Below are 24,772 nucleotides of genomic sequence, written 5' to 3'. Positions count from 1 at the left end.
CCGAAGCCAAGGATCATCAGCATGATCGGCGGGCAGCAGGCGATGATAAAATACCCCATCACAGCAGTCTCATGCATCTAACCGAGCGGCTTTGCGCACCAGGACAGGAAAGAGAGCACCCAGAACATCCCCGCGATACCCCACCAATGTTCGCATAGAGCGGAGTCCAAGCCCATTCTCGAAAGCCGGTTTGCAATGCGACGGTGGCGACAGCCGTTTCTGCTTGATCATCGACGGGTTCAGTCATCTGTACCTTCCTGCGCTACTGGCCGACAGGCTTCCACGGCGTCCCGTCAAAGCCTATAGTGGCATTCCCCCTCCTCCAACAGTTTGGCTACACGGGGCAGAAGATTTAGTCCGATTTTCGGACTTTCTCTGGTCGGTGCCGATCAAGTATGCCGGCTCTTCAGGGGCAAAGTTATAAATCTGCAGGACCCAACCTCCTCACTGGAAGGCCCGAGGCCGGTTGCTATCGAGACGCAATGAGCATCATTGCGACCATCATGAATTCGACAACCGACCGGCCCATTCAGAAGATGACGTTTGGCCGGATGTCCAAGCCTTGGGCCACTTCAATCTCAAGACGGGCGAGCGTGTGACTGCTGACCGGGTCAATGTCGGAAAGCCTGCGCCGGGCAAATTTGTCGCGCCGGTCGACGTCTGGATCACCCCAAAGGCCGGCACCTGAGTCCATAAGCGGTGGAAGCGATCCCCCAGGCGAAGCTCCCGCGCCGCCTGTCACATCGAACGATGGTCAATTGCGCGCAATCCTCGAACGACTGCGCTCAATCTCGGGAAGTTCAGTGAAGCTGGTTGAACTCCAAGTTCCTGTCAGCCAACGCGGCTCCGGATGGGACCGCCATTGGCGGGAATTAGAGGCAGATCTCGAAACGCCAGTGACCTGGCAGGGGCAAGCGAGGAAACTACAGGCGACGTTAAGACGGGTAGCGAGCTAAGCGTGCTTTCCCTCACTTCTTCGAAGCGATTGTCAGCTTTTTCGAGGCCGGCTTGGACCCGGCAGCCTTCCCGGCTTGACCTGGCTTACGTCCTAGCCCGATCTTCTTCGCCAGTCCTCACGCTGAGCGGCGTAGTTGGGCGCGACCATAGGGTAGTCTGACGGCAATCCCCACTTTGTACGATAGTCGTCAGGAGACAAACCATGGCGGGTCATAAGATGGCGCTTCAGCATCTTAAGCTTCTTGCCGTCCTCAAGGCAGACGATGAAACCGGGCTTGATCGAGGCTCGGATTGAAACAGCCGGCTCGGGCTGAGCCTTACACCAGACGACCGGCGCGCTTGTCTGGTGTAAGGCATGGTGTACGCTCGCGATCAGCACGGCGATATCTCCCACGGCGACGCTGTTGTTGCTGACATGGGCAGCGACAATATTGGCAGTCAGGGTGACCAGCAGATCGTTGCTTTGATCGTTCTCGGCCAGTGAGTTCCCTATTCATCCTAAAGAAAGGGCTGAATAGGGAGATATTCAGCCTTTGTCATGATTCGTCAGAGGACGCCAGCGGTCCTCTTGAGTTCCGCGATCCTCTGGGAGCAGATGTCGTAAACTAGGCTGCCCAGATCCTCCACGCGCGCAGCGAGCCATTCCAGTTCCTCTGCGCTGATCGCATAGTGCTTGGAATAGCGCGCTTTAACGTAGGCATCGCGCAATTTCGTGAACATGGCTCGATCCTTGCGATCATCACGTGGCCAGACGGCGATCAATCGCTGGTCCAATTTTTCGGCAAGAGACCTAAGAAACCCAATATTGTGGCGATGTGGGTATAGAACGTCATCACAAGCAATACGCAGTGGTAGAGAAACTCTACACTTTGATGCATTTCAGAGGCTGCTTCCTTCAGCATCCCCTCAGTCATCGCAAACCGCGATAGTTTCATCCTGCCGTGAGCCGATGCCAGCCATGTTTCAAAATATTCCTGCGCCATTTCCAACGCATCGTCTGGCGCCTTTGGCTTGGGCTGATGCAGCTCAGTGTCACTGGACTGATATAGCGCAATTCCATCGCGGGCTATGTCTTCGAAAACGAAACGCCCTTGCGCCAGGCCATCGTTCACTTCCTTGAGCGTGTGAACCATGAAGTTGGTCGGCGTCCGCAAGACCTTCGTGACCTGACTCTCTCGGATTAACCGTTCCTCGGCATTGTGCCAGAGATCGAGATCAGCAAGGTCCTGCTGGTTCACGATGATCAAAAGATCATAGTCCGACACGTAGCCCTTTGACGTGTGCGGTTCATCTACCCAGTCGCCGCGTGCGTGCGATCCAAAGAGGATAATCTCGAGGATACGCGCAGCCTTGCCCTTCCCGTCCGCTATCACGATGACGTCGGCTGGTCGCGTCCTGATCCATCGTTGCCATTCAGAAGTCGATGCTAATGTCGCATGGGGGGACCGACAGCTGTCAGCAGCCCTCGACCAGAGTGCGTCGTTCGCCGGCCGAACTTTAAACGGCAGCTTCCGTTAAACCGGCCATTCGCTCAGCGGGGAACCCTCTCGCAACAACGCTTCCAAAGCTGACATTCCAGTTTGGCTAAGTGATCCGCGATAGCAGCAGCTCGCAAGGCGGCCTCGCGGTGCTACCGGATACATGCGACGGAGACCACCGCGATACGATTGCTCGATGGATCGGTGCCAAAGCGCGAGACTTCACCCCCGCCACTTACGAGATATTGCGCACCGTATTGGACCTCAAGCGCGCTATGGACGGCTTCAGCCCGTTGCTTGGAAAGGCGCAAGTTCGCGGCTTCAGAGCCGCTGAGATCGGCAAACCCCACTACGTTGACGACCGGCGCCTTGCACTTCGCCAGTGTGGAAGTCAGCGAGGATCGGGCTGAGGCAAGGTCTGAAGCATTCGGATCCCGCCCTGCGAGAGAAAAACGAACGGTCCAGGTTGTCGAACTGGGTAGATCTGGTCCAGCGTAAGGCGGGTTCGCTTTCATCCAGTCTTCGATGGCCTTAAGCCTCGACTCCGTTGAAGCATTGCTAAGTAAGAGAGCTGGTCGGCTCGCTATGTCTGTTCGAATCTGTTGTACAAGCTGTGACATCGTTTCTGCGTTGGTCCGGCGGGCTTCATCCATGGCGGACTTCCAGCCAGCCAACGTCACATCCTGACTTTGGGCGTCCATGGCTCTCGTTGAGGTATTAGCCATAACCATGATCGCGCCCTCATATTCTTCGTCGCTCGCCTCGAACCTCTGCCATTCGCGGCAAGTGGCGATGTATTGCATAGCCGCAGTAAGGTATTGATCTTTGACGCTGTTGTTGTTGAATGTTGCGTCTTGAAACTGGCCTCCATATCCGAGAATCTGGATTCCTCCAGATTTGTCCTTACTGGGCCTAATCGTCGCTGCCATCGCGTCGCACTCGTCGCGCCGACTTTTTGCTTCGGCCATGCGATAATTTGGGACACCGTGCAGACCTCGCTTGCTGTCAAAGAGGCAGCCAGAAAGCAAGATGAAAGCAGCGAGTGAAGCGATAGCGGATCGCCTCATGCGGGAGGATCTTTGGCAACGATTGTTTGCTCTTGAGCCTCCGCGGCTGCCTTCGCGTTGTTGACGCAGGCCAATGTTTCGGGTGTCGCAGGCACCGATGTCTTTTGATTAGCAGTCATCATCTGCTGGTTCATTGAGCCGCTGACGAACATCCAAATCTGGTTGATTGCAAGCTTTTGATTGCCAGACATGTACTTAATCAGCATTGGACGAATGAGGCCGAGGCTGGAGAGCGTTGAAGGTTCAACTTTTCTGATGGAACTCTCAACGACGCCGTAGCAACCATCTACCGTTGTGATGCCAGGTACAGTTACATTCAATATCCTATTACGGAGCGTGACGGTATCAAAGTCTTTCTTTGGCATGCCTGCCTCGGCGTCAGCCAGCGAGAAAGGTCCAGTTGCAGCTGGGGAATTCTTTATTTGTGCTTTGATAGCGTCACGCTTGGCGCCGGATTCTGGGCCCATCCAGACATCGTACATATAATAGTCATCAAGCGCTTGGGTTAGCGCGATTTCTGCGTCGTCGATCGCCTGGATCTTGGCTGGATCGGTTTTGAATTTCTCTCTTAGAGAACATAAATACCCATTGACGATTGTCTCCGAATAGGCCTCTCGAGCCGCTCCGCCGGCCGCAGAAAGCGAATATTCATAACCAATTTCGGCGGATGGTTTGTTTTCGCCGATCGCGCTTGCGAGGTCACTGCTTATCGCTCGTAAAGCTTGGGCTGACACGCTGGCGCCAATCTTTGCGGCGCGGTTTGCGATTTGGGTCGAGTATCTGAATGAACAATCGTCTGCATAAGCCGCGCTGCTGAATGCAGATGCGCAGACGGCAGCAATCAACATCTTTTGCATGGATACCATGGAAAAGCACCCCTATTATATTCGAACTGGCTCCTGCCAATCTGCATAATCAGTGCGCATTCTCAATGACAATGCAAGAAAAACTAATGGCATCTAAAAGTCCGTTTGTTAAATCAGGAATGAGCATTTCCGCGTATGAGATTGCCGGCCATGGCTACGAGGATAATGGCGCACGAGACGTCTATCCGCTTCTCATAGTCCTGGACCAATCCGTGCCATCGGATCATCCAGCCAAATTCCGGGGACAGTATCCTAACTAGTGCCCGCAAGTCGCTGCTCGGCTCCAAAACCCGCACGTCTGCACCCGGCCCGTCCTCCCCGCTCCTCGCCGCTATTTGCTGTCCATTAGGACGTCCGGTGTTTGGCTGAAATCCGCCATTATAAGCTGGCCTCTAGAACGGCAGCTAGGTCCCACGACGCGGCGTTCGGCTTCGGCGGTAGCCGACCACACCCGGTCATTCGTCGGCAGGGTCGGCTACGTCTGCAATTGATAGGAGCCGTCGTTCCAGATTGCTCAGACCTCGCGAACCCCATTGAAATAATCACACTGCCGAACATCTCGACGCAGCAAAAATCGCGGTGGTGAAACTGGCCTTTTCAACTGCCCGGGCTTCGGCACCGAAGCGCCAGCGGCGAATGGGATTTGGTTCAGTAGGGATCTGCAAGCTACACAGTCCACAGCTCGGCTCAAAGATCCAGCAAACGGGAGAACCGGGCTTTCGTCCACGTCCATCATTCGATTTAATCGAACAATGGGCTAAGCTTTATCAGACTGCGCAGCAAAACTCTATCCCGCTAGATCTTCAATCACACCGGGACGATCCGAGTGTACGAAATTCGATTGGAGACCGACATGACCATCAAAGCGACCCCGACCCCCGGCAAATCCCTGATCACGCCGACCGATCACACCCTCGTAATGATCGACTTCCAGTCGCAGATGGCCTTCGCCACCAAGTCGATTTCGACCGAGCTTTTGCGCAATAATGCTGCTCTGGTCGCCAACGCCGCCGCCGGTTTCAACGTCTCCACCATCCTGACCACGGTCGCCGTCGACAGCTTCTCCGGGCCGATGTTCACCGAGATCACCGACGCCTTCCCGCATCAGCCGCTGCTCGACCGCACATCGATGAATACTTGGGAAGACGCTGCCGTCATCGACGAGGTCAACCGCATTGGCAAGGAGCGCATCATTTTCGCGGGGCTGTGGACCTCGGTCTGCATCGTCGGCCCCGTCGCCTCCGCGATCGACCAGGGGTTCGACGTCTATTTCATCTCAGACGCCTGCGGCGACATCTCCGAAGAAGCCCATGAGCGCGCCGTCGAGCGGATGATCCAGCTGGGCGCCAAGCCGATGACCTCGCTCCAGTATCTGCTCGAACTGCAGCGCGACTGGGCGCGGACCGAAACCTACGACATGACCACCGGCTTCGCGAAGAAGTGGGGCGGTGCCTATGGCCTCGGCATAACCTACGCCAAGACGATGTTCAACGCCTCCGAGGCGCATTGATCCAGCCCAGCGGCCGGGCATCCCCCGGCCGCTTCTCCCCATCGTGCCAAGGATTTCCCCATGAGCAACTTCATCACCACCACGGACGGCGTCGACATCTTCTACAAGGACTGGGGAGCCAAGGACGCCCAGCCCATCATGTTCCACCATGGATGGCCGCTCTCATCGGACGACTGGGATGCGCAAATGCTGTTCTTCCTGTCGAAGGGCTATCGCGTCGTCGCCCATGACCGTCGCGGCCATGGCCGCTCCGCCCAGGTCGATTTCGGCCACGACATGGATCATTATGCCGCTGACGCCGCTGCCGTCGTCGCGCATCTCGACCTTAAGAACGCCATTCATATCGGTCACTCCACCGGCGGCGGCGAAGTGGCGCGCTATGTCGCTCGATTTGGCCAGCCTCAGGGCCGCGTCGCCAAGGCGGTGCTCGTCAGTTCGGTGCCGCCTCTGATGGCGCAGACAGATGCCAATCCCCACGGGCTGCCGATGGAGGTGTTCGACGGTATCCGCGCGGCACTGGCGGCAAACCGTGCGCAGATGTTCCGCGATTTCCCCACCGGTCCCTTCTACGGCTTCAACCGCCCCGGCGCGACGGCTCTGCCCGGCGTGATCAACAATTGGTGGCGCCAGGGCATGATGGGCAGCGCGCTTGCCCATTATGAGGGGATCAAGGCCTTTTCGGAAACCGACCAGACCGAGGACCTCAAGGCCATCACCGTGCCCACGCTGGTTCTGCAGGGCGATGACGATCAGGTCGTGCCTTATAAGAATGCCGCAGTAATGCAGGCGCAACTGTTGCCGAACGCGACGTCCAAGATCTACGAGGGCTATTCGCACGGTATGCTGACCGTAAACGCCGACGTGCTGAACGCCGACATTCTCGCCTTCATCCAGTCCTGAACCCACATCACGCCGGAGAACGGACATGAAAGCCTACATTCTCTCCCTCGGCGCCGGCCTGATCGTCGGCATCGTCTACAGCCTGATGGGCGTCCGTTCTCCTGCGCCGCCGGTAATAGCCCTTGTCGGGCTGGCGGGTATACTGCTCGGAGAACAGTTGATCCCGGTCGTCAAGCGGGTCGCCAGTCTGCCGGAACTGGCCCGCTTCGTCCGCCAGGACTGCGTCCATCATGTGCTGGGCGAGCTGCCGACCCATGGAAAGCGCGACACATGATGACCCGCCGCCAGCTGCTCGGCAGCGCCGCCGCCACAACCGCCCTGACTGCACCTATGGAAAGTTTCGCCATGACCCAGACCGATCTCATCCTCACCAATGCCAAGGTCACGACGCTGGACCGGGAAAACCCGCAGGCACAGGCAGTGGCGATCCGTAACGGCAAGTTCCTCGCCGTCGGCACCGAGCAGGAAGTGCGCGCCGCCGCCGCGCCGAACGCCCGTGTCGTGGATGCTGGCGGCCGCCGCCTGATCCCCGGCCTGATCGACAGCCACATCCATGTCATTCGCGGCGGCCTCAACTATAATATGGAGCTGCGTTGGGAGGGCGTTCCGACACTGGCCGATGCCATGGCCATGCTGAAGAAGCAGGCCGAGAATACCCCGCCGCCACAATGGGTGCGCGTCGTCGGCGGCTTCACCGAGCATCAGTTCGCCGAGAAGCGCCTGCCCACCATCGCCGAGATCAACGCCGCCGCCCCCGACACGCCCGTCTTCATCCTCCACCTTTACGACCGCGCCCTTCTCAACGCAGCCGCACTGAGGGCGGTAGGCTATACGAAAGATACGCCGAACCCGCCGGGCGGTGAGATCGTCCGCGATGCGCAGGGCAATCCCACGGGCCTGCTACTGGCCCAACCGAACGCAACGATACTCTATTCGACGCTCGCCAAGGGACCGAAGCTGCCGCAGGACTATCAGCTCAACTCCACCAGGCACTTCATGCGTGAACTGAACTCGCTAGGCGTCACCAGCGTGATCGATGCTGGCGGCGGCTCGCAAAACTATCCTGACGATTATGAGGTCATCGACAAGCTGCACAAGGATGGCGAGCTGACGCTGCGCATCGCTTACAACCTCTTCACCCAGAAACCGAAGGAAGAGCTAAAGGATTTCGCCAGCTGGTCGACGCAGATCAAGCCGGGCGACGGCGATGACAGCTATCGTCACAATGGTGCGGGCGAGATGCTGGTCTATTCGGCTGCAGATTTCGAGGATTTCCGCGTCGCGCGCCCTGACATGGTGCCGGAGATGGAAGGCGACTTGGAACCGGTCATCCGTCTGCTCGCAGAACGCCGCTGGCCCTGGCGCCTGCACGCGACCTATGATCAGACGATCAGCCGCGCGCTCGACGTGTTCGAGAAGGTGAATAAGGATATTCCGCTCAAGGGCCTCAACTGGTTCTTCGACCATGCCGAGACGATCAGCGATCGCAATATCGACCGGATCGCGGCCTTGGGCGGCGGCATTGCGGTCCAGCATCGCATGGCCTTCCAGGGCGAATATTTCGTCGAGCGCTATGGCGCGAAGGCCGCCGAAGCGACCCCGCCGATAAGCAAGATGATGGCGGCGGGCATTCCCGTCGGCGCCGGCACTGACGCCACCCGCGTCGCCAGCTACAATCCCTGGGTGTCGCTCAGTTGGCTCGTGACGTCGAAGACCGTGGGTGGTCTGACGCTCTATCCGGTGCGGAACAGGCTAGACCGAGAAACCGCACTGCGGCTGTGGACTGAGAAGAACACATGGTTCTCGAATGAGGTCGGTAAGAAGGGACAGATCAAGGCCGGGCAACTGGCGGACCTGGCGCTGCTGTCGGATGATTATTTCAGCGTGGCGGAAAGCGAGATCGCGCATCTTCGATCGGTGCTGACCATATTGGGCGGCAAGATCGTCTATGGCGAGGGCAGCTTCGGTCCGCTCGCGCCCGAGGCACCCAAGGCGATGCCAGACTGGTCGCCGGTCGCTACTTTCGGCGGTCATTGGCGTGGGCACGAAACGGCCAAGAAGATGGCATCGGCGTGCGGCTGCGTCTCCTCCTGCAATGTCCATGGCCATGACCATGCAGCGGCGCTTGGCGCCAACGTACCCGCTGCCGACGTCCAGAGTTTCTGGGGCGTCATGGGCTGCGGCTGCTGGGCTGTTTGATCCGAAGAGATACCCTCCAGCAAGAGGGGCGCTCGACTTGTGTTCGACAATCTGGAACGCGCCCTCTGATTTTATTCGGATCGTTCCTATGGGCGTGACTGCGTAGAACAGGCTTGCGACCTCATCGGAAGCCGAGCAACATTCTACGGAGATACTGACATGAACTGCATTGCCCTCCTGATGGCGACCGCTCTGGTCGCCATCAGCCCTGTCGACGCGCCTGCGGAGGCCAGGGCACCCGCGCAAAATCCGGCCAGTGATTTTTCTGTCGGCCCGCAATATGACACCACCCATGTCTATGTCGCGCCGGAAGATTTCGACCGCTTCGTTGCGAGCTTCACAGCCACCTTTGGCGGCAGCGCGAGCAAGCAGGGCGTGTTCCAGGTCACGCCGACGGACAGCAAGACGAAGTCGCAGCTCGCGCTGACCCCCGTCGGCACTGTTTCCGTCTTTGGCTTCCTCACCCCGATCCCCGTCCCGTTCGGTGCCGAACGCACGGGCTATCTTGTGACCGACCTCGACGCGGCGGTCGCGTCCGCGATGCGGCATGGCGCAACGCGCCTCATCACCAGCTTTCCCGATCCCATCGGCCGCGACGTGGTGGTGCAATGGGCAGGTGGCGTGAACATGCAGCTCTATTGGCACAAAACGAAGCCCAATTATTCCGCGCTCGGTACGGTGCCGGAGAACCGCATTTACCTGACTACCGATGCCGCCGAACAGTTCGTGAAGCAATGGCGCGGCTTTGCCCATGCGACGGTCACCTCCGACGACAAGGCGGCGCCGGGCGCGGAAATCGGCCAGCCGGGCAAAAGCTACCGTCGCATCCGCATGACGTCGGGCTATGGCAAGATGAGCGTCATCGTGTCCGACGGTCAGCTTCCCTGGCCCTATGGTCGCGACATGACCGGATATGAGGTCGGCGATCTGCCCGTGACCCTCGCCAGGGCGACGGCAGCAGGCGTGGAGACGATCGTGCCCGCGCATTCGGAGGGCGATCGCCAGGCCGCGATCGTCCGCTTCCCCGGCGGCTACATCGCCGAACTTCATGCGCCGGTGAAGCCGTGACCGACGCGGATGAACCCCGCTTCGTCGACGCGATCCTTAACTGGCGCTTCACATGGTTCCTGGCACGTCTCGCGCTAGTCAGCGCCTATTTGCTGGGTGGCATCGTCAAAGCGACTGACTGGCCAGCGGCGGTCGCCGAACAGGCCCATTTCGGCATGAGCCCGCCCGCTGTCTGGGCGGCGCTGACCATCGGCGTGGAGGTGGTCGGGCCGATCCTGATCCTGACCGGCCGCTTCGTCTGGCTGGGTGCAGGCATGCTGGGCGTCTTCACGCTGCTGGCCGCCTTCACCGCCAACGCCTTCTGGGCGATGTCGACCGGGCAGGAACGCTTCATGGCGACCAATGCTTTCTTCGAGCATATCGGGCTGATCGGCGGCTTCGTACTGGTGGCGCTCGTGTCCGCGCGGGAACGGCGACGTGCTTAGGAGTCTCCTCACCGCCGGGCTGCTAGCGGGAGCCGTCCCTGCACCTGCCAGCGCCCAGCAGCGCGAGGCATGGCAGGCTCCCACGCTCAGCATCACGCGCTATGACGAGGACTGGTCCGATCTCGCCGATGCGGAAAAACGCGCGCATCATTGGACGGGCCCGCTCAAACATATCTCGCTCGGGAACGGCAGTTGGTTGAGCACAGGCATCGAACTGCGCGTCCGCAACGAGAATTATCAGAACAATCTCTGGGGCGGGTCCGACGCACCGGACGACAGCTATCTGTGGCTGCGCGCTCTACCCTATGCCGATCTGCATGTTGGCAAGGTTCGGGCTTTTGTGCAGCCGGTCTTGGCCTATGCGATCGGCGTATCCCCGTCCGCCAGTCCCATAGATCAGACGCGATTCGACTTGCTTCAGGCGTTCGGCGAGGTCGACCTTGGTCCAGTGACGGTGCGCGCCGGCCGCCAGATGCTCTCGCTCGGCACCGAACGTCTGGTCGGAACGCGCTATGGCCCCAACGTTCCGCTCGCGTTCGATGGCGCGCGGGCGGACGTCACGATTGGCCAGGCTAAAATCAGTTTGCTGAATATGCGGCCCGTCCAGCCGGGGCCCGGCATTTTCGACGACGCGACCTCCGACGCCAAAGCGCTGTGGGGCGCCTATACGACGCTACCGGAGCTGGACATTTACTATCTAGGCTACCGCAATCGGCTTGCGCACTTTGCCGGACAGCCCGGGCGCGAAGTGCGGCATAGTATCGGCCTGCGCTTCCACGGGGCGCGTGGCGACTGGCACTGGAATGTCGAGGGGGTGGCGCAATTCGGCCATTTCGAAGGACAGAGGATTTCGGCATGGACGCTGGGCACGGAGGTCGGCCACAGCTTTCCCACGCTCCCCTTTGCTCCGGACGCGACCCTGCGGGTCAATGTCGTCAGCGGCGACAGCAAAGCGGGCGACGGCAAACTCGGCACGTTCAATGCGCTCTTCCCTAAGGGCAAATATTTCGGCGAATTGTCTCCTGTCGGACCGACCAACATCGTCAGCGTCAATCCGCGCGTCAGCGGTGCGTTGGGTGGGGGTGTTTCGTTCAGTCTCGCCGCAATGGCCTATTGGCGGTACAGCATAGCGGACGGCGTCTACGACATTCCCGCCAATCTGATCCGCGAAGCAACAGGCAGCAAAGCACGCTTTATCGGCAAGGAGGCCGAAGCGACGATCGCTTGGCAGGCGACGCCCGAGTGGGAATTGTCGGCGTCATTGTCCGCTTTTGCGCCGGGCGGCTTCATCCAGGAAACCGGTCCTGCAAAAACGATCACGATGCTGGGCCTGGAAAGCAACTTCCGCTTTTGATCCAATCTTTCCAATTTATCGAACGACAAGGACGACGTTATTCGACTGCTCCCATGTCGAGGTTGCGGCTAGGCCATATGGCATAGACATTCACGGAGACCGTCATGACCGCCGACAAGCCTGTTACATCGCTGCTCCCCTGGCTCCTCCTGCTTCTTTCGGTCACAACCGGGCTGGTCGACGCCATCTCGGTGCTGGGCCTTGGCAAGGTGTTCACGGCGAATATGACCGGCAATGTCGTCTTCCTCGGTTTCGCCGCTAGCGGCGCACCAGGATTCCGGATCGCGCCTTATATGTTCGCCATTGCGTCGTTCATGGTCGGTGCGCTGATCGCCGGACGCGTCGGCAAGCGCCATGCGGGCTCGCCCCTTCGCCGCTGGCTGCTCATCGCCGCTTCGGTCGAAGCCAGTCTACTCTGGATCGCAGCTGGTGTCGCCATTGGGTTCGATGTGGCCATGCAGATGCCTGGTGCAAGCGTCTATATCATCATCACGCTGACCGGCCTCGCTATGGGCTTCCGCAACGCAACCATCCGCCAGTTGAAAGTGCCGGACCTCACCACGACGGTCCTTACGCTCACGATTACGGGCCTCGCCGCCAATTCAAGCGTCGCTGGCGGATCCAACCCGAACTGGGCACGCCGCATCGGTAGTGTGGCCGCCATCTTCCTTGGTGCGGCCATCGGTGCCTATCTCGTCACTCATGGTGGGCTGGTCGCTCCACTCATCCTTGCCGGGGGGCTGATCTTCGCAGGAACGCTAGCCTGCATGCTGCACCCAGCCGCCAATAAGCCTCTCTAATCCTCCAATTCGCGCTCGATCCGGCGGTCGGGTGCGAGCCAAAACAGCAGCACCGCGACATAAAGAATGATCGCCATCGGCCGGGCGAAGAAGGCGGCGGGCACGGCGACAGCGTAAAGGGCAAGACTGATCTTGCCTTTCCAATCGCGCCCGATGGCCCTCCCTATGGCAGACTGACGGCCATTGCAGGCGATGATCGACCGCTCGGTAAGCTCATAACCGATCGCTGCCATCCCCAGCACGACGCCATAGGACGCTGTCGCCATGGCCGAGAAGCCGCTGGCATCGAGCCACCGGATGACGAAGGGTACGAGCGAGAGCCAGAACAGCAGGAAGAGGTTCGCCCACAGCACGCGACCGTCGATCCGCTGGGTCGCCTGCATCAGATGGTGATGATTGTTCCAATAGAGCCCGACATTGATGAAAGACAGGACATAAGCGAGCAGGATCGGCATGCTGTCCGACAGCGCACCTAGCGTTCCATCCTGCGGCACTTTCAGCTCGAGCACCATGATCGTGATGATGATCGCCACCACGCCATCGGTGAAGGCTTCAAGTCGGCCCGACCGCATGCCGCGCTTAGGTCTGCTCTCGGCCTGATCAGACATCGCCCATGCCTTCCAGTTCCCTGTCGTCCGCACCCAGAGCGACAAACTGATCCAGCAGCCAGGAGGCGGCAGGCCCTGGTGGCGCGTCTCGCCGCCAGACACCGGCAAAGCGGTAGGTTCCGCCCGTATGATCCGGCATGACGAGACGAACCAGCGTGCCATCGACCAAGTCGGGTTCGATCATCGGCAGCGGCATGTTGCCCCACCCTATCCCCTCGCGCAGCAGCGCATGCTTGGCACCCAAATCGGCCAAGCGCCAAGTCTTGGGACTCATTACCGAATAATCCTGCCCCTCGGTAAATCGCGAGCGGTCGGTCAGCACTAGCTGGGTATGCTCGCGCCCCGCGCCAGGTGGGATGCGTTCCATGCGGCCCAGCGGATGATCGGGCGCTGCGACCGGCACCATCGGCACCGAACCGGCAGCGATGCACTCAACCCCCTCCACGCCCGCCGCCAACGGCCCTGAAATGCCGATGGCCGCGCCCCGGTCCAGCACCATGGCGGTAATCGCGCCCAGCGCTTCGACATGCAGGCGAAGCTGGACCGTTGGAAACTCGGTTGCGAAATTGCGCAGGACTTTCCCTAGCCGCTCGGAGGGCACCATGACGTCGACTGCCAGGTCGACCTCTGCCTCAAGACCTTCGAGCAAGCCCTTAACCTTTGCCCGTAGTCCATCGAAGCCATGCGATATGCTGCGCGCCTCCGCGAGCAGGGCGCGTCCCTCGACGGTCAACTGGGGCTTACGTGTGCCCTCCCGGTCGAACAGCGTCAGCCCGAGCTGCGCTTCCAGATTGGCGATGCCATAGCTGATCACGGAGACGGCGCGATTGAGCTTCCGCGCCGCGGCCGCGAAGCTGCCGAGATCGACGATGGTGAGGAAGATGCGAAGCTGGTCGAATGTCGGAGTTCCGGGGGATTTCATTGTTCTACTTTCTCGAACGAATACACCAGATTTATGTATCTGCTTCGAAGTTATCGCAAGTTGTAAAACACATCCAACGACAGCCCGACGCTGTTCGAAAGGAGACATTACATGATCGAAGTTCGCCCATTCGCAGACCTCGGTGGCGCCAACCACGGCTGGCTTGACGCCAAGCATCACTTCTCGTTCGGCGGCTATCACGATCCGGCGCGTATGAGTTGGGGCAACCTCCGTGTCTGGAACGACGACACAATCGCGCCAAAGACCGGCTTCCCGCCACACCCGCATCGCGACATGGAAATCATCACCTATGTCCGCGAAGGAGCCATCACGCACGAGGATAGTCTAGGCAACAAGGGCCGGACTGAAGCTGGCGACGTTCAGGTCATGAGCGCTGGATCCGGCGTGCGTCACTCCGAATATAATCTGGAGGATATCACGACGAAGATCTTCCAGATCTGGATCGTGCCCACGAAGAATGGCGATGCTCCGAGCTGGGGCGCTCGTCCTTTTCCGAAAGGGGATCGGACTGGCCATTTCGTCACGCTGGCGTCTGGCTATGAGAATGACAATGACGCGCTGCCTATCCGCACGGACGCCCGCATCGTTGCCGCTACGTTGAAGGCTGGCGAAAGCGCCGAATATCCCATTGGCAAGGACCGCAAAGCCTATTTGGTGCCCGCTACTGGAGTAATCAAAATCGACAATGTTCAGGTCAACGCCCGGGACGGTGCCGCCATCCACGATGTCGATGTGATCCGTGTAACCGCGATGGAAGATAGCGAGATCGTCATGGTTGATGCTGCCTAAGGAAATTACGGGAGGGGTGATCGCCCTCCCGACGTTTTCGGCATAAAAATTGAGCCCTTCTGGCGTACGATGTCGCCAGAAAGCGCTAACCCATACTTCACTCCCGCGTAAGATATGGTCTCGGGCAGTGGGGGGTAAGCTTAAGAGAAGGGCCACGTTCGACCGTATTGCACCATCGCCCTGAGATGCCAGCTTCAGCTGGTATGAGAGTGGCACGCTGGCTTTAGATGACATCGCCCCGAAAAACCGCCTTCCCGTCTGCTACTTGAGGCTGCTGTGTCCGGGGCTAATCATTGTCGGTCTGTTCGATGAGCAGCGACTACTGCTTGCGAAACGATAGTCAGCCGCATAAAGCGTGTCGGTCTCTCCAGCTTCGGCAGGATGCAGACAAAGATCGCGTCGGTTCCCCGGAAACGGGGATTAAAAGGGAATGCGGTGCGGGTTCTTTCGAGAATTCAATGCCGCAGCTGTCCCTGCAACTGTAAGTGGCGAGCGCGATATACATGTGCGGACGGCATTGTGCCCCAACCGCCAGCCACTGGGCCGGACGCTAAATCCTGCGAGGCCTGGGAAGGCCGTATATCAAGCGATGACCCATGAGCCAGGAGACCTGCCGACGTCTGGTCGCTCTTGCCTTGGTCCAGGGGATGGCCGCGGCACGGTGAACTCCGTCTGAGCGACGAACGAACGGCTGGTCCTGCAGGTGCGGGAATCCAGGCGGTTGCGTGCGCGTTCCCGACGTTGCGGCAACCGCTCCTTCTTCGCGCCATCGCATCTCCAACCGTTCGTAACTTGTCACTTGGCGCCCCTCCCAACAGGTGCGCTGCGATACGAACGGGGGTTTATATGCAGTATTTCAAGAACGTCATGCTCGCTGCGGTTGGTCTGTCTTTGCCGACCGCTGGTTATGCCCAGACACCGGCGGAAGATATCAACGCCGCGCCTGACGCCATCATCGTGACGGGTGTGGTCGATCCGCTTCGGCTCAATCTGAAGACCGAAGGAGCCAGTCGCCTTGGGCTTACACCGCTCGAAATGCCCGCCAGCGTAGAAACGCTCGATGGCGACGCCATCCGGTTGCGGGGCGATCTGACCATCCAGGATGCGGCCGCGCGCGCTACGGGCATCGTCAACACATCCGGGGTCTTCGGCTATGGCCTGTCCGCCCGCGGCTTCACCGGACAAAATTCGGTGATGACGCTCTACGACGGGATGCGGATGTACAACAATACGCTGACCTTTCCGGCTGACCCGTGGATGGCGCAAAGCGTGGAGATTCTGCGTGGACCAGCCTCCGTTCTATATGGCGAGGGCGCCATCGGCGGCGCGGTGAACGTCGTACGCAAGCAGCCGTCCGAACAGATGGAGGTCAGCGGCCGCATCGGCATTGCATCCTTCGACAGTCTGAGTGTCGCGGCGGGCGCTGGCGGCCCGATTACGGACGCAGTCGGCTTCCGGGCCGATGCAAGTTATCGCCGGTCGGAAGGCTGGATGGACCGCGGCGACTCCGACGCGCTCGCCTTGTCGGGGGCCATTCGCCTGAAGCCGACGGACACGCTCTCCATCACCCTGTCCCACGACTATAGTAACCAAAATCCGCGGACGTGGTTCGGCGTCCCGCTGGTCAACGGAAAGCTGGATCGATCGCTACGCCGGAACAACTATAATGTCGACGATGCCCGGCTGCGCTTCCGCGACAATTGGAGCCAGGCGAAAATCGAATGGGCAGCATCCGATGCGCTGACCATAGGCAGTACCTTCTATCATCTGTGGGCCAACAAATATTGGAAGAATGCAGAGAACGTAACTTATGTGCCTGCTACGGCGACCAGCGCCGCGAAAATCCGGCAATCCAGCTTCCTGGAACTGTATCATATCCAGAAGCAGACCGGGAACCGGACGACCGCCAATCTCACCCATAGCCTGGGCGGACTGGAGAACCAGATGGTTGTCGGCTTCGACATCAACCGTATCAGCTACAAGAATGTCAGCAACAGCGGCAATAACGCAACCCGCCTGGTCGATGTGAACGATCCGGCTTCCACGCTTTTCCTCCATCAGGCCAGCGCGCCTACCAAGCCCCGTTACACCAACAGGATCCGGCAATATTCAATCTTTGCCGAAGATCGGCTGCAGTTCAGCGAGAAATTCTCTCTGGTAGGCGGCCTGCGCTACGACCGGCCCGAAATTACAAAGACAGACTATGTGAACGCGGCAAACAATTTCACGTCGACGCCGGACGCCGTCACGTGGCGGGTCGGGGCCGTCTATAATCCCGTGCCGACGCTCGCGCTCTACGGCCAATATGCGACCGCAGCCGATCCTGTTGGAGCACTCGTCTCCACCAGTGTGGCGCAGAGTGATTTCGACCTGTCCACCGGTCGGCAATATGAAGCGGGCATCAAGCATATTTTCTGGGGCGCGCGGGGCCAGTGGACATTGGCGGTGTATGACATCATCAAGCGCAAGCTGCTGACATCCGATCCGTTGATTCCCACGATCCAGGTACAGGTCGGCCAACAATCTTCTCGCGGTGTCGAAGCGTCGCTGTTCCTTGAGCCGATCGATCGCTTGAGCCTTACCCTCAACGGTGCGCTGCTGCGGGCGCGCTACGACGATTTTGCGGAATCGGTGGGCGGGGTTCTGTTCCAGCGCGCAGGCAACCGCCCCAGCAATGTCGCCACGAAAAGCGCCAACGCGTTCGTCAGTTGGTCGTTCGCCGACGACTGGGTGGTCGATGGCGGTGTCAGCTATGTCGGCAAACGCTATCAGGATGCGGCCAACAGCCGTGTCGTCCCTGCTTACACTTTAACTGATGCCGGTATCCGCTGGAAGTTCGTCGAAGGTGCGAGTGCGGCGGTACGGGTGCGCAACATCTTCAACGAAATCTATGCGCGCGCGACCTATGGAGCGTCGCAATGGGTGCTGGGCGATCCTCGCACGGTGGAGGCGACCCTTCATGTCGCTTTCTAAAATAGCAATCATGACCCGGCCAAGGCAGTCGCCACTCTCGCTGACCGCCTGGACCAAGACTGGGAAGCGTTGGCTTTATGTCTTCCATCGCTGGGCGGGCATCGCCTTATGCCTGTTGTTTGCTATCTGGTTCTTCTCCGGACTGGTCATGCTCTACGTGTCCTTCCCCTCCTTCCGCGCTGAGGAACGGGTTGCGACGGCAGCGCCGATCGAATGGCAACAGGTGCATGTTGGCCCAGATTGGGCACTGGCGAAACTGAATTTGGCTGCATTCCCAACCGAAATGCGGCTTGGCATGACGGGTGGCGAACCGGTCTATCGGTTCGTCACACCCAACGGGCGGCGCGCCGTGTCGGCGCAAACGGGCGATGAAATCACACAGATCGATGCGTCGCGTGCGGAGGCGATTGCCTCCACCCTTACCGGCGCACCGACAGCCTCTATTACTACGGTTGACCATGACCAATGGGTTGTCACGCGCGCCTACATGGCGATGGCTCCGTTCTGGCGGGTAAGGCTTGCCGATGCCGCAGCGACCGACGTCTACATCAGCCAAAAAACCGGTGAGGTCGTGCAGAACACGACCGCACATGAGCAATTCTGGAACTGGTTGGGCGCAATCCCGCACTGGATCTATTTCGAGGTGTTGCGGGTGTTTCAGGAACCATGGCGCCAGACAGTCCTGTGGACGTCAGGCATCGGCCTGCTGGGGGCGATTGCGGGCGTCTGGATCGGCCTGTTGCGGGTCCGGTTGAACAAACGATACAAATCAGGGTCGGTCAGCCCCTATCGCGGCTGGATGAAATGGCACCATGTCGCAGGGCTAGTAGGCGGGTTATTCGTCATCACCTGGGTGTTCAGCGGCTGGCTATCCATGAGCCCATGGGGTGGATTGCGCGACAAGGCGGGTGGCGATGTGGCAAGGCTCTATGGCACAGCGCGCCCCGGTTTTCCTGCTACTAATGTGGCGATGCTAACGCGGGCAGCCACAGGTGCACGCGAGGCTCGCTTCACCTATGTTGGCGGTCGGCCAGTTATCACCTTATGGGGCGAGGGAAAGCCCCGGCTGCTGGACGGTCTTACGGGGCAGCAAATGTCGATGGATGAGGGCCGGATCATCATCACTGCGCAGGCCGCCATGCCCGGCTCGACGCTGACCGGCGTGGATCGGCTGAAACGTCCCGATCGCTATTGGTATTCTACTGGAAACGTGCGGGACGACAGCCGACCGCTGCCCGTGCTGCGGCTCAAATTCGACGATCCTGCGCAGACATGGATACACATCGATCCAATGACCGGTGCGTTACTCGGTCAGGTTGGATCAGGTGGACGTAGCTATCGCTGGCTGTTTAGCGCGCTGCATAGTCTGGACTTTCCATGGCTATTGATCTGGCCGCCACTGCGGCACATTTTGGTCTGGATGCTGTCTGTGGCCGGTATTCTCGTTTCTCTCAGTGGAGTAGTCGTCGGCTGGCGACGTCTTTTCCGAACGTAGGTTCTTTGAAGCCAGAAGTTCCGTCGACAACATATATCTCTGGGCGTTATGTTGGCAGATTGAAGATGACCAGAACGATGGAAAACAACTTACCGAAAGAAATGGTACAGCTCTGCGCATGGTAATAGGCCGCGGGACGATGATAATAATAAGTTGGAGACTGATTGAAGTTCCTCCAAAAGCTGAGGTTTCACGGCCTTGCCCAAAACGATGCTTTGTCTCAGCTAGCGCCCAACGATATCGAACCAACATGGTCGTAAATCTTCGATTTGCAGTCCCCAACTGCGGAAATTCTGGTTTTCAGCCACCCCTGATGATCCGATATGCTAATGTGCAGCTGGTGGCGAAAATCACAACCCGAACGACGGGGAATCAATAGCGGCAATATAAGTGAATTGGCGGTGCTTTAAGTCCCCGCACTGCGAATGCTTCATCTTCAGAACGAAGCCCTTTTCAGGACAGGCGGGCTGTGTTCTCCCACCGCATGAACGTGGCGGTTATTTGAAGAGTGATTACCTGCTGGCATTGGCGCCAGTCAATGAAGCGGAAATTCAAAAGCTCCGTCATTATGAGGGTGCGCACTAGGAATTGAGCCATAGATGCCTTTTCGCTCGGCGCCCCTCGAGCAACGAAAAATAAAAAGCAGATATTGGCAATCTTCGTCACCCTCTCGGACCCTATCTGAGACCATCGGTGTTTAAGACGTACCCGGCGGAGATGAACACGCCCATGACAATAAATGCGGCCCTCTCTTCGTATCAGTTGCGCCGGGAGCTTTCAGCCATGCACGCCGAGCTTCCGTTGCTTACCACGCAGATCTGTCATGTCCTTCGATAGGATGGCGATATCACATGGATAAGCGCCAATCCCGTCACCGTCGATTTTTACAATTGCGCCAGCGAGGCTCGTGCGATGGCGATGCCTATTTCTTAGACCCTTGAACTGTTCGGAGACACCATGTTCGACAATCAGATCGCGATCGTCTGATCTGCCCCCCGCTGAGTGTCCCAGAGACTATGATAGTTTGGACCGCGAAAGGGACGACAGATGCTATTTAAGAAGCACGAGTCGGAAGAGATCATCGGCAAGCTGCGTGAAGCTGAGATTGTGCTGGCGCAGGGGCTTCGACCGCCGAAGCATGCCGTCGGATCGGGATCAGCGAGCAGACCTATTATCGCTGGCGCAAGGAATATGGCGGGCTGAAGACCGACTAGGCACGGCGGATGAAGGATCTGGAGAATGAAAATCAGCGGCTGCGCCGAGCGATCTGGGACCTGACGCTGGACAAGCTGATCCTGAAGGAGGCGGCAAAGGGAGCCGAAGGCCAGCGCAACTAATGTCTGGCTCCCATCGTGGCACGGCAGCTCAAGCACGAGGATGTTCTGGCGGCCTTGGCCGACCTGTTCATCTCGCGCGGCCCTCCGGCACATATACGCTCCGATAATGGCAGCGAATTTATCGCGACCGCCGTCCAAATACGCTCTACATCGCGCCAGGATCATCATGGGAGAATGGCTATAACGAAAGCTAACAGGTCGCTTCGCGACGAACTGCTCAATGGCGAGATCTTCTACAGCCTCACAGAGGCCAGGGTGCTGATCGAAGCATTACACCGCATAGCAGCCTAGGATACCGACTACCGGCACCAGAAACGGCGACACCGCCATATCCGGACGGAGGTGGAGTGAAGCGGAACCGAAGGCCGGATATGGTGGTGATGGGATTAATCTACTAACACCCCAATCGGTCCACTCGGTGGGGGCAGATCAGGATGGTCGCCTCTTTGCCTGATGATCGCGCGGGTTGGGGGCATTAAAAAACCCCGCTTTGTGGGCGGGGTGTGGTGTTGTGGGTCCCGGCGTTCGCCGGGACAACGCAAAGCCTAAGCTCACTGCGTTCGCTAAGTCTTTACGTTGGTTGCGGGAGTAGGATTTGAACCTACGACCTTCAGGTTATGAGCCTGACGAGCTACCGGGCTGCTCCATCCCGCGCCAGAGGCGCGACCAGAGGTCGCTAACGACAAAGTGAATGGGTTTTGTGTGTCCGATATATGCGCGCGCTTCAATGCCTGGCGACGCCCTACTCTTCCAGTGCTTGAGCAATAGTACCATCGGCGCAGACTGGTTTCACGGCCGAGTTCGGGATGGGATCGGGTGGGTCACAGACGCTATGGTCACCAAGCAATGAAGCGGGCGCATATAAGGGGGTTATAATCGATGCCGTGCACATATTGGGTGCAAACCTCGCCAACAGGCGGGTTTGTTGGGTTCAAACCTGCCAACAGGCGGGTTTGTATGTTTGTAAGCTATATCTGGGCTGGCTTAACAACCGACCGTCGCTGACATGCGCTGATAACCAGTGCTGTCGTTGATGGTGGGACTCTTAAGCGCGAATAGGACAATTAGTATCGGTTAGCTTCATGCGTTACCGCACTTCCACATCCGATCTATCAACGTGGTGGTCTTCCACGGTCCTAAGAAATCTTATCTTGAGGGAGGCTTCCCGCTTAGATGCTTTCAGCGGTTATCCCGTCCATACATAGCTACCCTGCTGCGCCACTGGCGTGACGACAGGTACACCAGAGGTATGTTCAACCCGGTCCTCTCGTACTAGGGTCAACTCCTCTCAAATTTCGACGCCCACGGCAGATAGGGACCAAACTGTCTCGCGACGTTCTGAACCCAGCTCACGTACCACTTTAATTGGCGAACAGCCAAACCCTTGGGACCTGCTCCAGCCCCAGGATGTGATGAGCCGACATCGAGGTGCCAAACGATTCCGTCGATATGAGCTCTTGGGAATCATCAGCCTGTTATCCCCGGCGTACCTTTTATCCGTTGAGCGATGGCCCTTCCACGAGGGACCACCGGATCACTATGACCGACTTTCGTCTCTGCTCGACTTGTCAGTCTCGCAGTCAGGCGGGCTTATGCCATTGCACTCTAACAGACGGTTTCCAACCGTCCTGAGCCCACCATCGCGCGCCTCCGTTACTCTTTAGGAGGCGACCGCCCCAGTCAAACTACCCACCACAGAGGGTCCCTGTACCGGATAACGGTACGAGGTTAGACATCAGAAAACAGCAGGGTGGTATTTCACCTATGGCTCCACATCAACTGGCGTCGATGCTTCAAAGCCTCCCACCTATGCTACACAGCTCTTTCCTAATGCCACTCTGAAGTTGCAGTAAAGGTGCACGGGGTCTTTCCGTCTAACCGCGGGTACTCCGCATCTTCACGGAGAATTCAATTTCGCTGAGCATATCCTGGAGACAGTGGGGAAGTCGTTACGCCATTCGTGCAGGTCGGAACTTACCCGACAAGGAATTTCGCTACCTTAGGACCGTTATAGTTACGGCCGCCGTTTACCTGGGCTTCAATTCAGAGCTTGCACTCCTCCTCTTAACCTTCAGGCACCGGGCAGGCGTCAGGCCCTATACGTCGTCTTGAAGCCGACTTAGCAGAGCCCTGTGTTTTTGCTAAACAGTCGCTACCCCCTGGCCTGTGCCCCCCATAAGTGCTTGCGCATATATGGGGCCTCCTTCTTCCGAAGGTACGGAGGCAATTTGCCGAGTTCCTTCAGGATACTTCTCTCAAACGCCTTGGTATACTCTACCATTCCACCTGTGTCGGTTTAGGGTACGGTCTATACGGAGGGGCTATTTCCTGGGACAACTTCACAGCCTGGAGCAATCCAATAAGCCCAGACCATTTACGCCATCCGTCACACACCTCCAGGCCCACGAATATTAACGTGGTTCCCATCGACTACCCCCTTCGGGCTCGTCTTAGGGGCCGGCTTACCCTGCTCAGATTAGCTTTAAGCAGGAACCCTTGGAATTTCGGCGACAGTGCATCTCACACTGTTAATCGCTACTCATGTCTGCATTCGCACTTCCGATACCTCCACGGTCGGTTACCCTTCCGCTTCAACGGCCTACGGAACGCTCCGCTACCGCTCAGTCAAAGACTGAACCCTAAGCTTCGGTGCATCACTTTAGCCCCGTTACATCTTCGCCGCAGGATCTCTTATTTAGACCAGTGAGCTGTTACGCTTTCTTTAAAGGATGGCTGCTTCTAAGCCAACCTCCTGGTTGTTTTGGAAATCCCACATGCTTTCCCACTTAGTGATGACTTGGGGACCTTAGCTGTAGGTTAGGGCTGTTTCCCTTTTGACGACGGACCTTAGCACCCGCCGTCTGTCTGCCGGACTAGACTCGTTGGTATTCGGAGTTTGGTTAGTATTGGTAGATCTCGCGACCCCCGCAACCATCCAGTGCTCTACCCCCAACGGCAATCATCCGACGCTCTACCTCAATAGATTTCGCGGAGAACCAGCTATTTCCCGGCTTGATTGGCCTTTCACCCCTAAGCACAACTCATCCGACAATTTTTCAACATTGAACGGTTCGGTCCTCCAGTGCGTGTTACCGCACCTTCAACCTGGTCATGCATAGATCGCCGGGTTTCGGGTCTAATGCATCAAACTCATGGTCGCCCTATTCAGACTCGCTTTCGCTGCGCCTACACCTAACGGCTTAAGCTTGCTTGATACACTAAGTCACAGACCCATTATGCAAGAGGTACGCGGTCAGGTCTCAAGGACCCTCCCACTGCTTGTAGGCATCCGGTTTCAGGTACTGTTTCACTCCCCTCATCGGGGTGCTTTTCACCTTTCCCTCACGGTACTGGTTCACTATCGGTCATGTACGAGTATTTAGGCTTGGAGGGTGGTCCCCCCATGTTCAGACAGAGTTTCACGTGCTCCGCCCTACTCAAGTCCTGGAATATCATTTTCGCATACGGGGCTGTCACCCGCTATGGCCGCACTTTCCAGAGCGTTCTGCTAACTATATCCCAGGCGCTGGCCTGGTCCGCGTTCGCTCGCCACTACTAACGGAATCTCGGTTGATGTCTTTTCCTCCGGGTACTGAGATGTTTCAGTTCTCCGGGTTCGCTTCACCAAAGCCTATTTTATTCAGCTTAGTGATACCTCTCCCATTTAACACGGGGCCTGAGTTTCCTCAGGACCAGTCTTAAATGGTGAAGGTGGGTTATCCCATTCGGAAATCGCGGGATCAAAGCCTGCTCACGGCTCCCCCACGCTTATCGCAGCGTGCCACGTCCTTCATCGCCTGTACATGCCAAGGCATTCACCAGATGCCCTTACCTCACGCTTGAGAGTCCACACCACCAACGACAATACTGGGTAGCATTCGCCGTTAGCTTTCGTGTGGTTATTAAACTCAGCCAGATAATCTTGTGTGAACGATCATCAGATCAGCCTTTGTCACCTGCCTTGCGGCAAGCACCAAAAACCAACCCCATGTCGCCACGGCAT

Annotated in this window: 17 protein-coding genes, 1 tRNA gene, 2 rRNA genes, 4 pseudogenes and 1 riboswitch; of the genes and pseudogenes, 13 read left to right on the top strand and 11 right to left on the bottom strand. The window is 58.3% G+C overall.

Features of this window, described 5'->3' with window-relative positions:
- Window positions 1–482 precede the first annotated feature (482 nt).
- Window positions 483–688, top strand: a pseudogene (locus U5A89_RS04180) (hypothetical protein).
- 280 nt (window positions 689–968) lie between these two features.
- On the opposite strand, the pseudogene U5A89_RS04175 reads toward U5A89_RS04180, so the two are convergent.
- The 6 genes and pseudogenes from U5A89_RS04175 to U5A89_RS04150 form a co-directional block, all read right to left on the bottom strand.
- Window positions 969–1,438: pseudogene (locus U5A89_RS04175) on the bottom strand (Ros/MucR family transcriptional regulator).
- Window positions 1,439–1,503: 65 nt separating this feature from the next.
- Complete coding sequence (locus tag U5A89_RS04170) at window positions 1,504–1,677, bottom strand: hypothetical protein (RefSeq protein ID WP_338159903.1); 174 nt, start codon at window positions 1,675–1,677, stop codon at window positions 1,504–1,506.
- Window positions 1,678–1,715: 38 nt separating this feature from the next.
- Entirely contained in the window at window positions 1,716–2,330 is a 615-nt protein-coding gene (locus U5A89_RS04165; RefSeq protein WP_338159902.1) for a nucleotidyltransferase domain-containing protein, read from the bottom strand.
- A 257-nt stretch (window positions 2,331–2,587) separates the two neighbouring features.
- Window positions 2,588–3,364 carry an OmpA family protein gene (locus U5A89_RS04160; protein WP_338159901.1) on the bottom strand — a complete coding sequence of 259 codons (777 nt, stop codon included), beginning with the start codon at window positions 3,362–3,364 and terminating at the stop codon, window positions 2,588–2,590.
- Window positions 3,365–3,498: 134 nt separating this feature from the next.
- Window positions 3,499–4,359: a hypothetical protein gene (locus U5A89_RS04155; RefSeq protein WP_338159900.1), complete on the bottom strand. Its 861-nt coding sequence runs from the start codon at window positions 4,357–4,359 to the stop codon at window positions 3,499–3,501.
- 122 nt (window positions 4,360–4,481) lie between these two features.
- Window positions 4,482–4,607 (bottom strand): annotated as a pseudogene (locus U5A89_RS04150) (IS5/IS1182 family transposase); the annotation flags it as partial.
- 614 nt (window positions 4,608–5,221) lie between these two features.
- On the opposite strand from U5A89_RS04150, the gene U5A89_RS04145 reads away from it, so the two are divergent.
- The 8 genes from U5A89_RS04145 to U5A89_RS04110 all read left to right on the top strand — a co-directional run bounded on the left by U5A89_RS04145 (window position 5,222) and on the right by U5A89_RS04110 (window position 12,624).
- The gene (locus U5A89_RS04145; protein ID WP_338159899.1) at window positions 5,222–5,878 is read left to right on the top strand and encodes an isochorismatase family protein; all 657 of its coding nucleotides are present in this window, start codon (window positions 5,222–5,224) and stop codon (window positions 5,876–5,878) included.
- A 60-nt stretch (window positions 5,879–5,938) separates the two neighbouring features.
- Entirely contained in the window at window positions 5,939–6,778 is an 840-nt protein-coding gene (locus U5A89_RS04140; protein WP_338159898.1) for an alpha/beta fold hydrolase, read from the top strand.
- A 25-nt stretch (window positions 6,779–6,803) separates the two neighbouring features.
- Window positions 6,804–7,052 (top strand): XapX domain-containing protein, encoded by a 249-nt coding sequence (locus U5A89_RS04135; RefSeq protein ID WP_338159897.1) that lies wholly within the window; start codon window positions 6,804–6,806, stop codon window positions 7,050–7,052.
- Window positions 7,049–8,977, top strand: coding sequence for an amidohydrolase (locus tag U5A89_RS04130; protein WP_338159896.1), 1,929 nt, complete (start codon window positions 7,049–7,051; stop codon window positions 8,975–8,977). Before U5A89_RS04135 ends, U5A89_RS04130 begins: the two co-directional genes overlap by 4 nt.
- 159 nt (window positions 8,978–9,136) lie before the next feature.
- Entirely contained in the window at window positions 9,137–10,045 is a 909-nt protein-coding gene (locus tag U5A89_RS04125; protein WP_338159895.1) for a glyoxalase, read from the top strand.
- On the top strand, window positions 10,042–10,470 hold the full coding sequence (locus tag U5A89_RS04120; RefSeq protein WP_338159894.1) for a DoxX family protein: 429 nt from the start codon (window positions 10,042–10,044) through the stop codon (window positions 10,468–10,470). The genes U5A89_RS04125 and U5A89_RS04120 overlap by 4 nt, the downstream gene beginning before the upstream one ends.
- A complete protein-coding gene (locus tag U5A89_RS04115; RefSeq protein WP_338159893.1) occupies window positions 10,463–11,824 on the top strand; it encodes an alginate export family protein in 1,362 nt (453 codons plus the stop codon). The genes U5A89_RS04120 and U5A89_RS04115 overlap by 8 nt, the downstream gene beginning before the upstream one ends.
- A 104-nt stretch (window positions 11,825–11,928) precedes the next feature.
- Entirely contained in the window at window positions 11,929–12,624 is a 696-nt protein-coding gene (locus U5A89_RS04110) for a YoaK family protein (RefSeq protein WP_338159892.1), read from the top strand.
- On the opposite strand, the gene U5A89_RS04105 is transcribed toward U5A89_RS04110, so the two are convergent.
- Window positions 12,621–13,232, bottom strand: coding sequence for a TMEM175 family protein (locus tag U5A89_RS04105; RefSeq protein WP_338159891.1), 612 nt, complete (start codon window positions 13,230–13,232; stop codon window positions 12,621–12,623). The two genes, U5A89_RS04110 and U5A89_RS04105, sit on opposite strands and share 4 nt — an antisense overlap.
- Window positions 13,225–14,154: a LysR family transcriptional regulator gene (locus tag U5A89_RS04100; protein WP_338159890.1), complete on the bottom strand. Its 930-nt coding sequence runs from the start codon at window positions 14,152–14,154 to the stop codon at window positions 13,225–13,227. Before U5A89_RS04100 ends, U5A89_RS04105 begins: the two co-directional genes overlap by 8 nt.
- A gap of 111 nt (window positions 14,155–14,265) precedes the next feature.
- Here U5A89_RS04100 and U5A89_RS04095 point away from each other — a divergent pair, with 111 nt between their 5' ends.
- The 4 genes and pseudogenes from U5A89_RS04095 (at window position 14,266) to U5A89_RS04080 (ending at window position 21,167) form a co-directional block, all read left to right on the top strand.
- Complete coding sequence (locus U5A89_RS04095; RefSeq protein ID WP_338159889.1) at window positions 14,266–14,964, top strand: pirin family protein; 699 nt, start codon at window positions 14,266–14,268, stop codon at window positions 14,962–14,964.
- Between the two features lie 383 nt (window positions 14,965–15,347).
- Window positions 15,348–15,596: riboswitch (cobalamin riboswitch) on the top strand.
- 214 nt (window positions 15,597–15,810) lie between these two features.
- Window positions 15,811–17,937, top strand: a complete 2,127-nt coding sequence (locus U5A89_RS04090; RefSeq protein ID WP_338159888.1) for a TonB-dependent receptor — start codon at window positions 15,811–15,813, stop codon at window positions 17,935–17,937.
- Entirely contained in the window at window positions 17,924–19,432 is a 1,509-nt protein-coding gene (locus tag U5A89_RS04085) for a PepSY domain-containing protein (RefSeq protein WP_338159887.1), read from the top strand. The genes U5A89_RS04090 and U5A89_RS04085 overlap by 14 nt, the downstream gene beginning before the upstream one ends.
- A 1,047-nt stretch (window positions 19,433–20,479) precedes the next feature.
- Window positions 20,480–21,167 (top strand): annotated as a pseudogene (locus U5A89_RS04080) (transposase).
- Window positions 21,168–21,346: 179 nt separating this feature from the next.
- On the opposite strand, the gene U5A89_RS04075 reads toward U5A89_RS04080, so the two are convergent.
- The 3 genes from U5A89_RS04075 to U5A89_RS04065 form a co-directional block, all read right to left on the bottom strand.
- Window positions 21,347–21,423: transfer RNA gene (locus U5A89_RS04075), tRNA-Met, on the bottom strand.
- Between the two features lie 75 nt (window positions 21,424–21,498).
- A 5S ribosomal RNA gene (rrf, locus tag U5A89_RS04070) occupies window positions 21,499–21,613 on the bottom strand.
- A gap of 201 nt (window positions 21,614–21,814) precedes the next feature.
- Window positions 21,815–24,610 (bottom strand): 23S ribosomal RNA (locus U5A89_RS04065).
- Window positions 24,611–24,772: the final 162 nt, after the last annotated feature.

Source organism: Sphingobium sp. HWE2-09 (assembly GCF_035989265.1).
Taxonomy (GTDB): Bacteria; Pseudomonadota; Alphaproteobacteria; order Sphingomonadales; family Sphingomonadaceae; genus Sphingobium.
Note: the sequence above shows the minus strand (reverse complement) of the source record. Positions and strands in the feature narration are given on the sequence as shown.

Coding starts and splice junctions, on each gene's coding strand:
- U5A89_RS04130 (WP_338159896.1), top strand. CDS start 7,049: ATGATGACCCGCCGCCAGCTGCTCGGCAGCGCCGCCGCCACAACCGCC.
- U5A89_RS04160 (WP_338159901.1), bottom strand. CDS start 3,364: ATGGCAGCGACGATTAGGCCCAGTAAGGACAAATCTGGAGGAATCCAG.
- U5A89_RS04085 (WP_338159887.1), top strand. CDS start 17,924: ATGTCGCTTTCTAAAATAGCAATCATGACCCGGCCAAGGCAGTCGCCA.
- U5A89_RS04100 (WP_338159890.1), bottom strand. CDS start 14,154: ATGAAATCCCCCGGAACTCCGACATTCGACCAGCTTCGCATCTTCCTC.
- U5A89_RS04170 (WP_338159903.1), bottom strand. CDS start 1,677: ATGTTCACGAAATTGCGCGATGCCTACGTTAAAGCGCGCTATTCCAAG.
- U5A89_RS04145 (WP_338159899.1), top strand. CDS start 5,222: ATGACCATCAAAGCGACCCCGACCCCCGGCAAATCCCTGATCACGCCG.
- U5A89_RS04110 (WP_338159892.1), top strand. CDS start 11,929: ATGACCGCCGACAAGCCTGTTACATCGCTGCTCCCCTGGCTCCTCCTG.
- U5A89_RS04105 (WP_338159891.1), bottom strand. CDS start 13,232: ATGTCTGATCAGGCCGAGAGCAGACCTAAGCGCGGCATGCGGTCGGGC.
- U5A89_RS04155 (WP_338159900.1), bottom strand. CDS start 4,359: ATGCAAAAGATGTTGATTGCTGCCGTCTGCGCATCTGCATTCAGCAGC.
- U5A89_RS04140 (WP_338159898.1), top strand. CDS start 5,939: ATGAGCAACTTCATCACCACCACGGACGGCGTCGACATCTTCTACAAG.
- U5A89_RS04135 (WP_338159897.1), top strand. CDS start 6,804: ATGAAAGCCTACATTCTCTCCCTCGGCGCCGGCCTGATCGTCGGCATC.
- U5A89_RS04095 (WP_338159889.1), top strand. CDS start 14,266: ATGATCGAAGTTCGCCCATTCGCAGACCTCGGTGGCGCCAACCACGGC.
- U5A89_RS04125 (WP_338159895.1), top strand. CDS start 9,137: ATGAACTGCATTGCCCTCCTGATGGCGACCGCTCTGGTCGCCATCAGC.
- U5A89_RS04090 (WP_338159888.1), top strand. CDS start 15,811: ATGCAGTATTTCAAGAACGTCATGCTCGCTGCGGTTGGTCTGTCTTTG.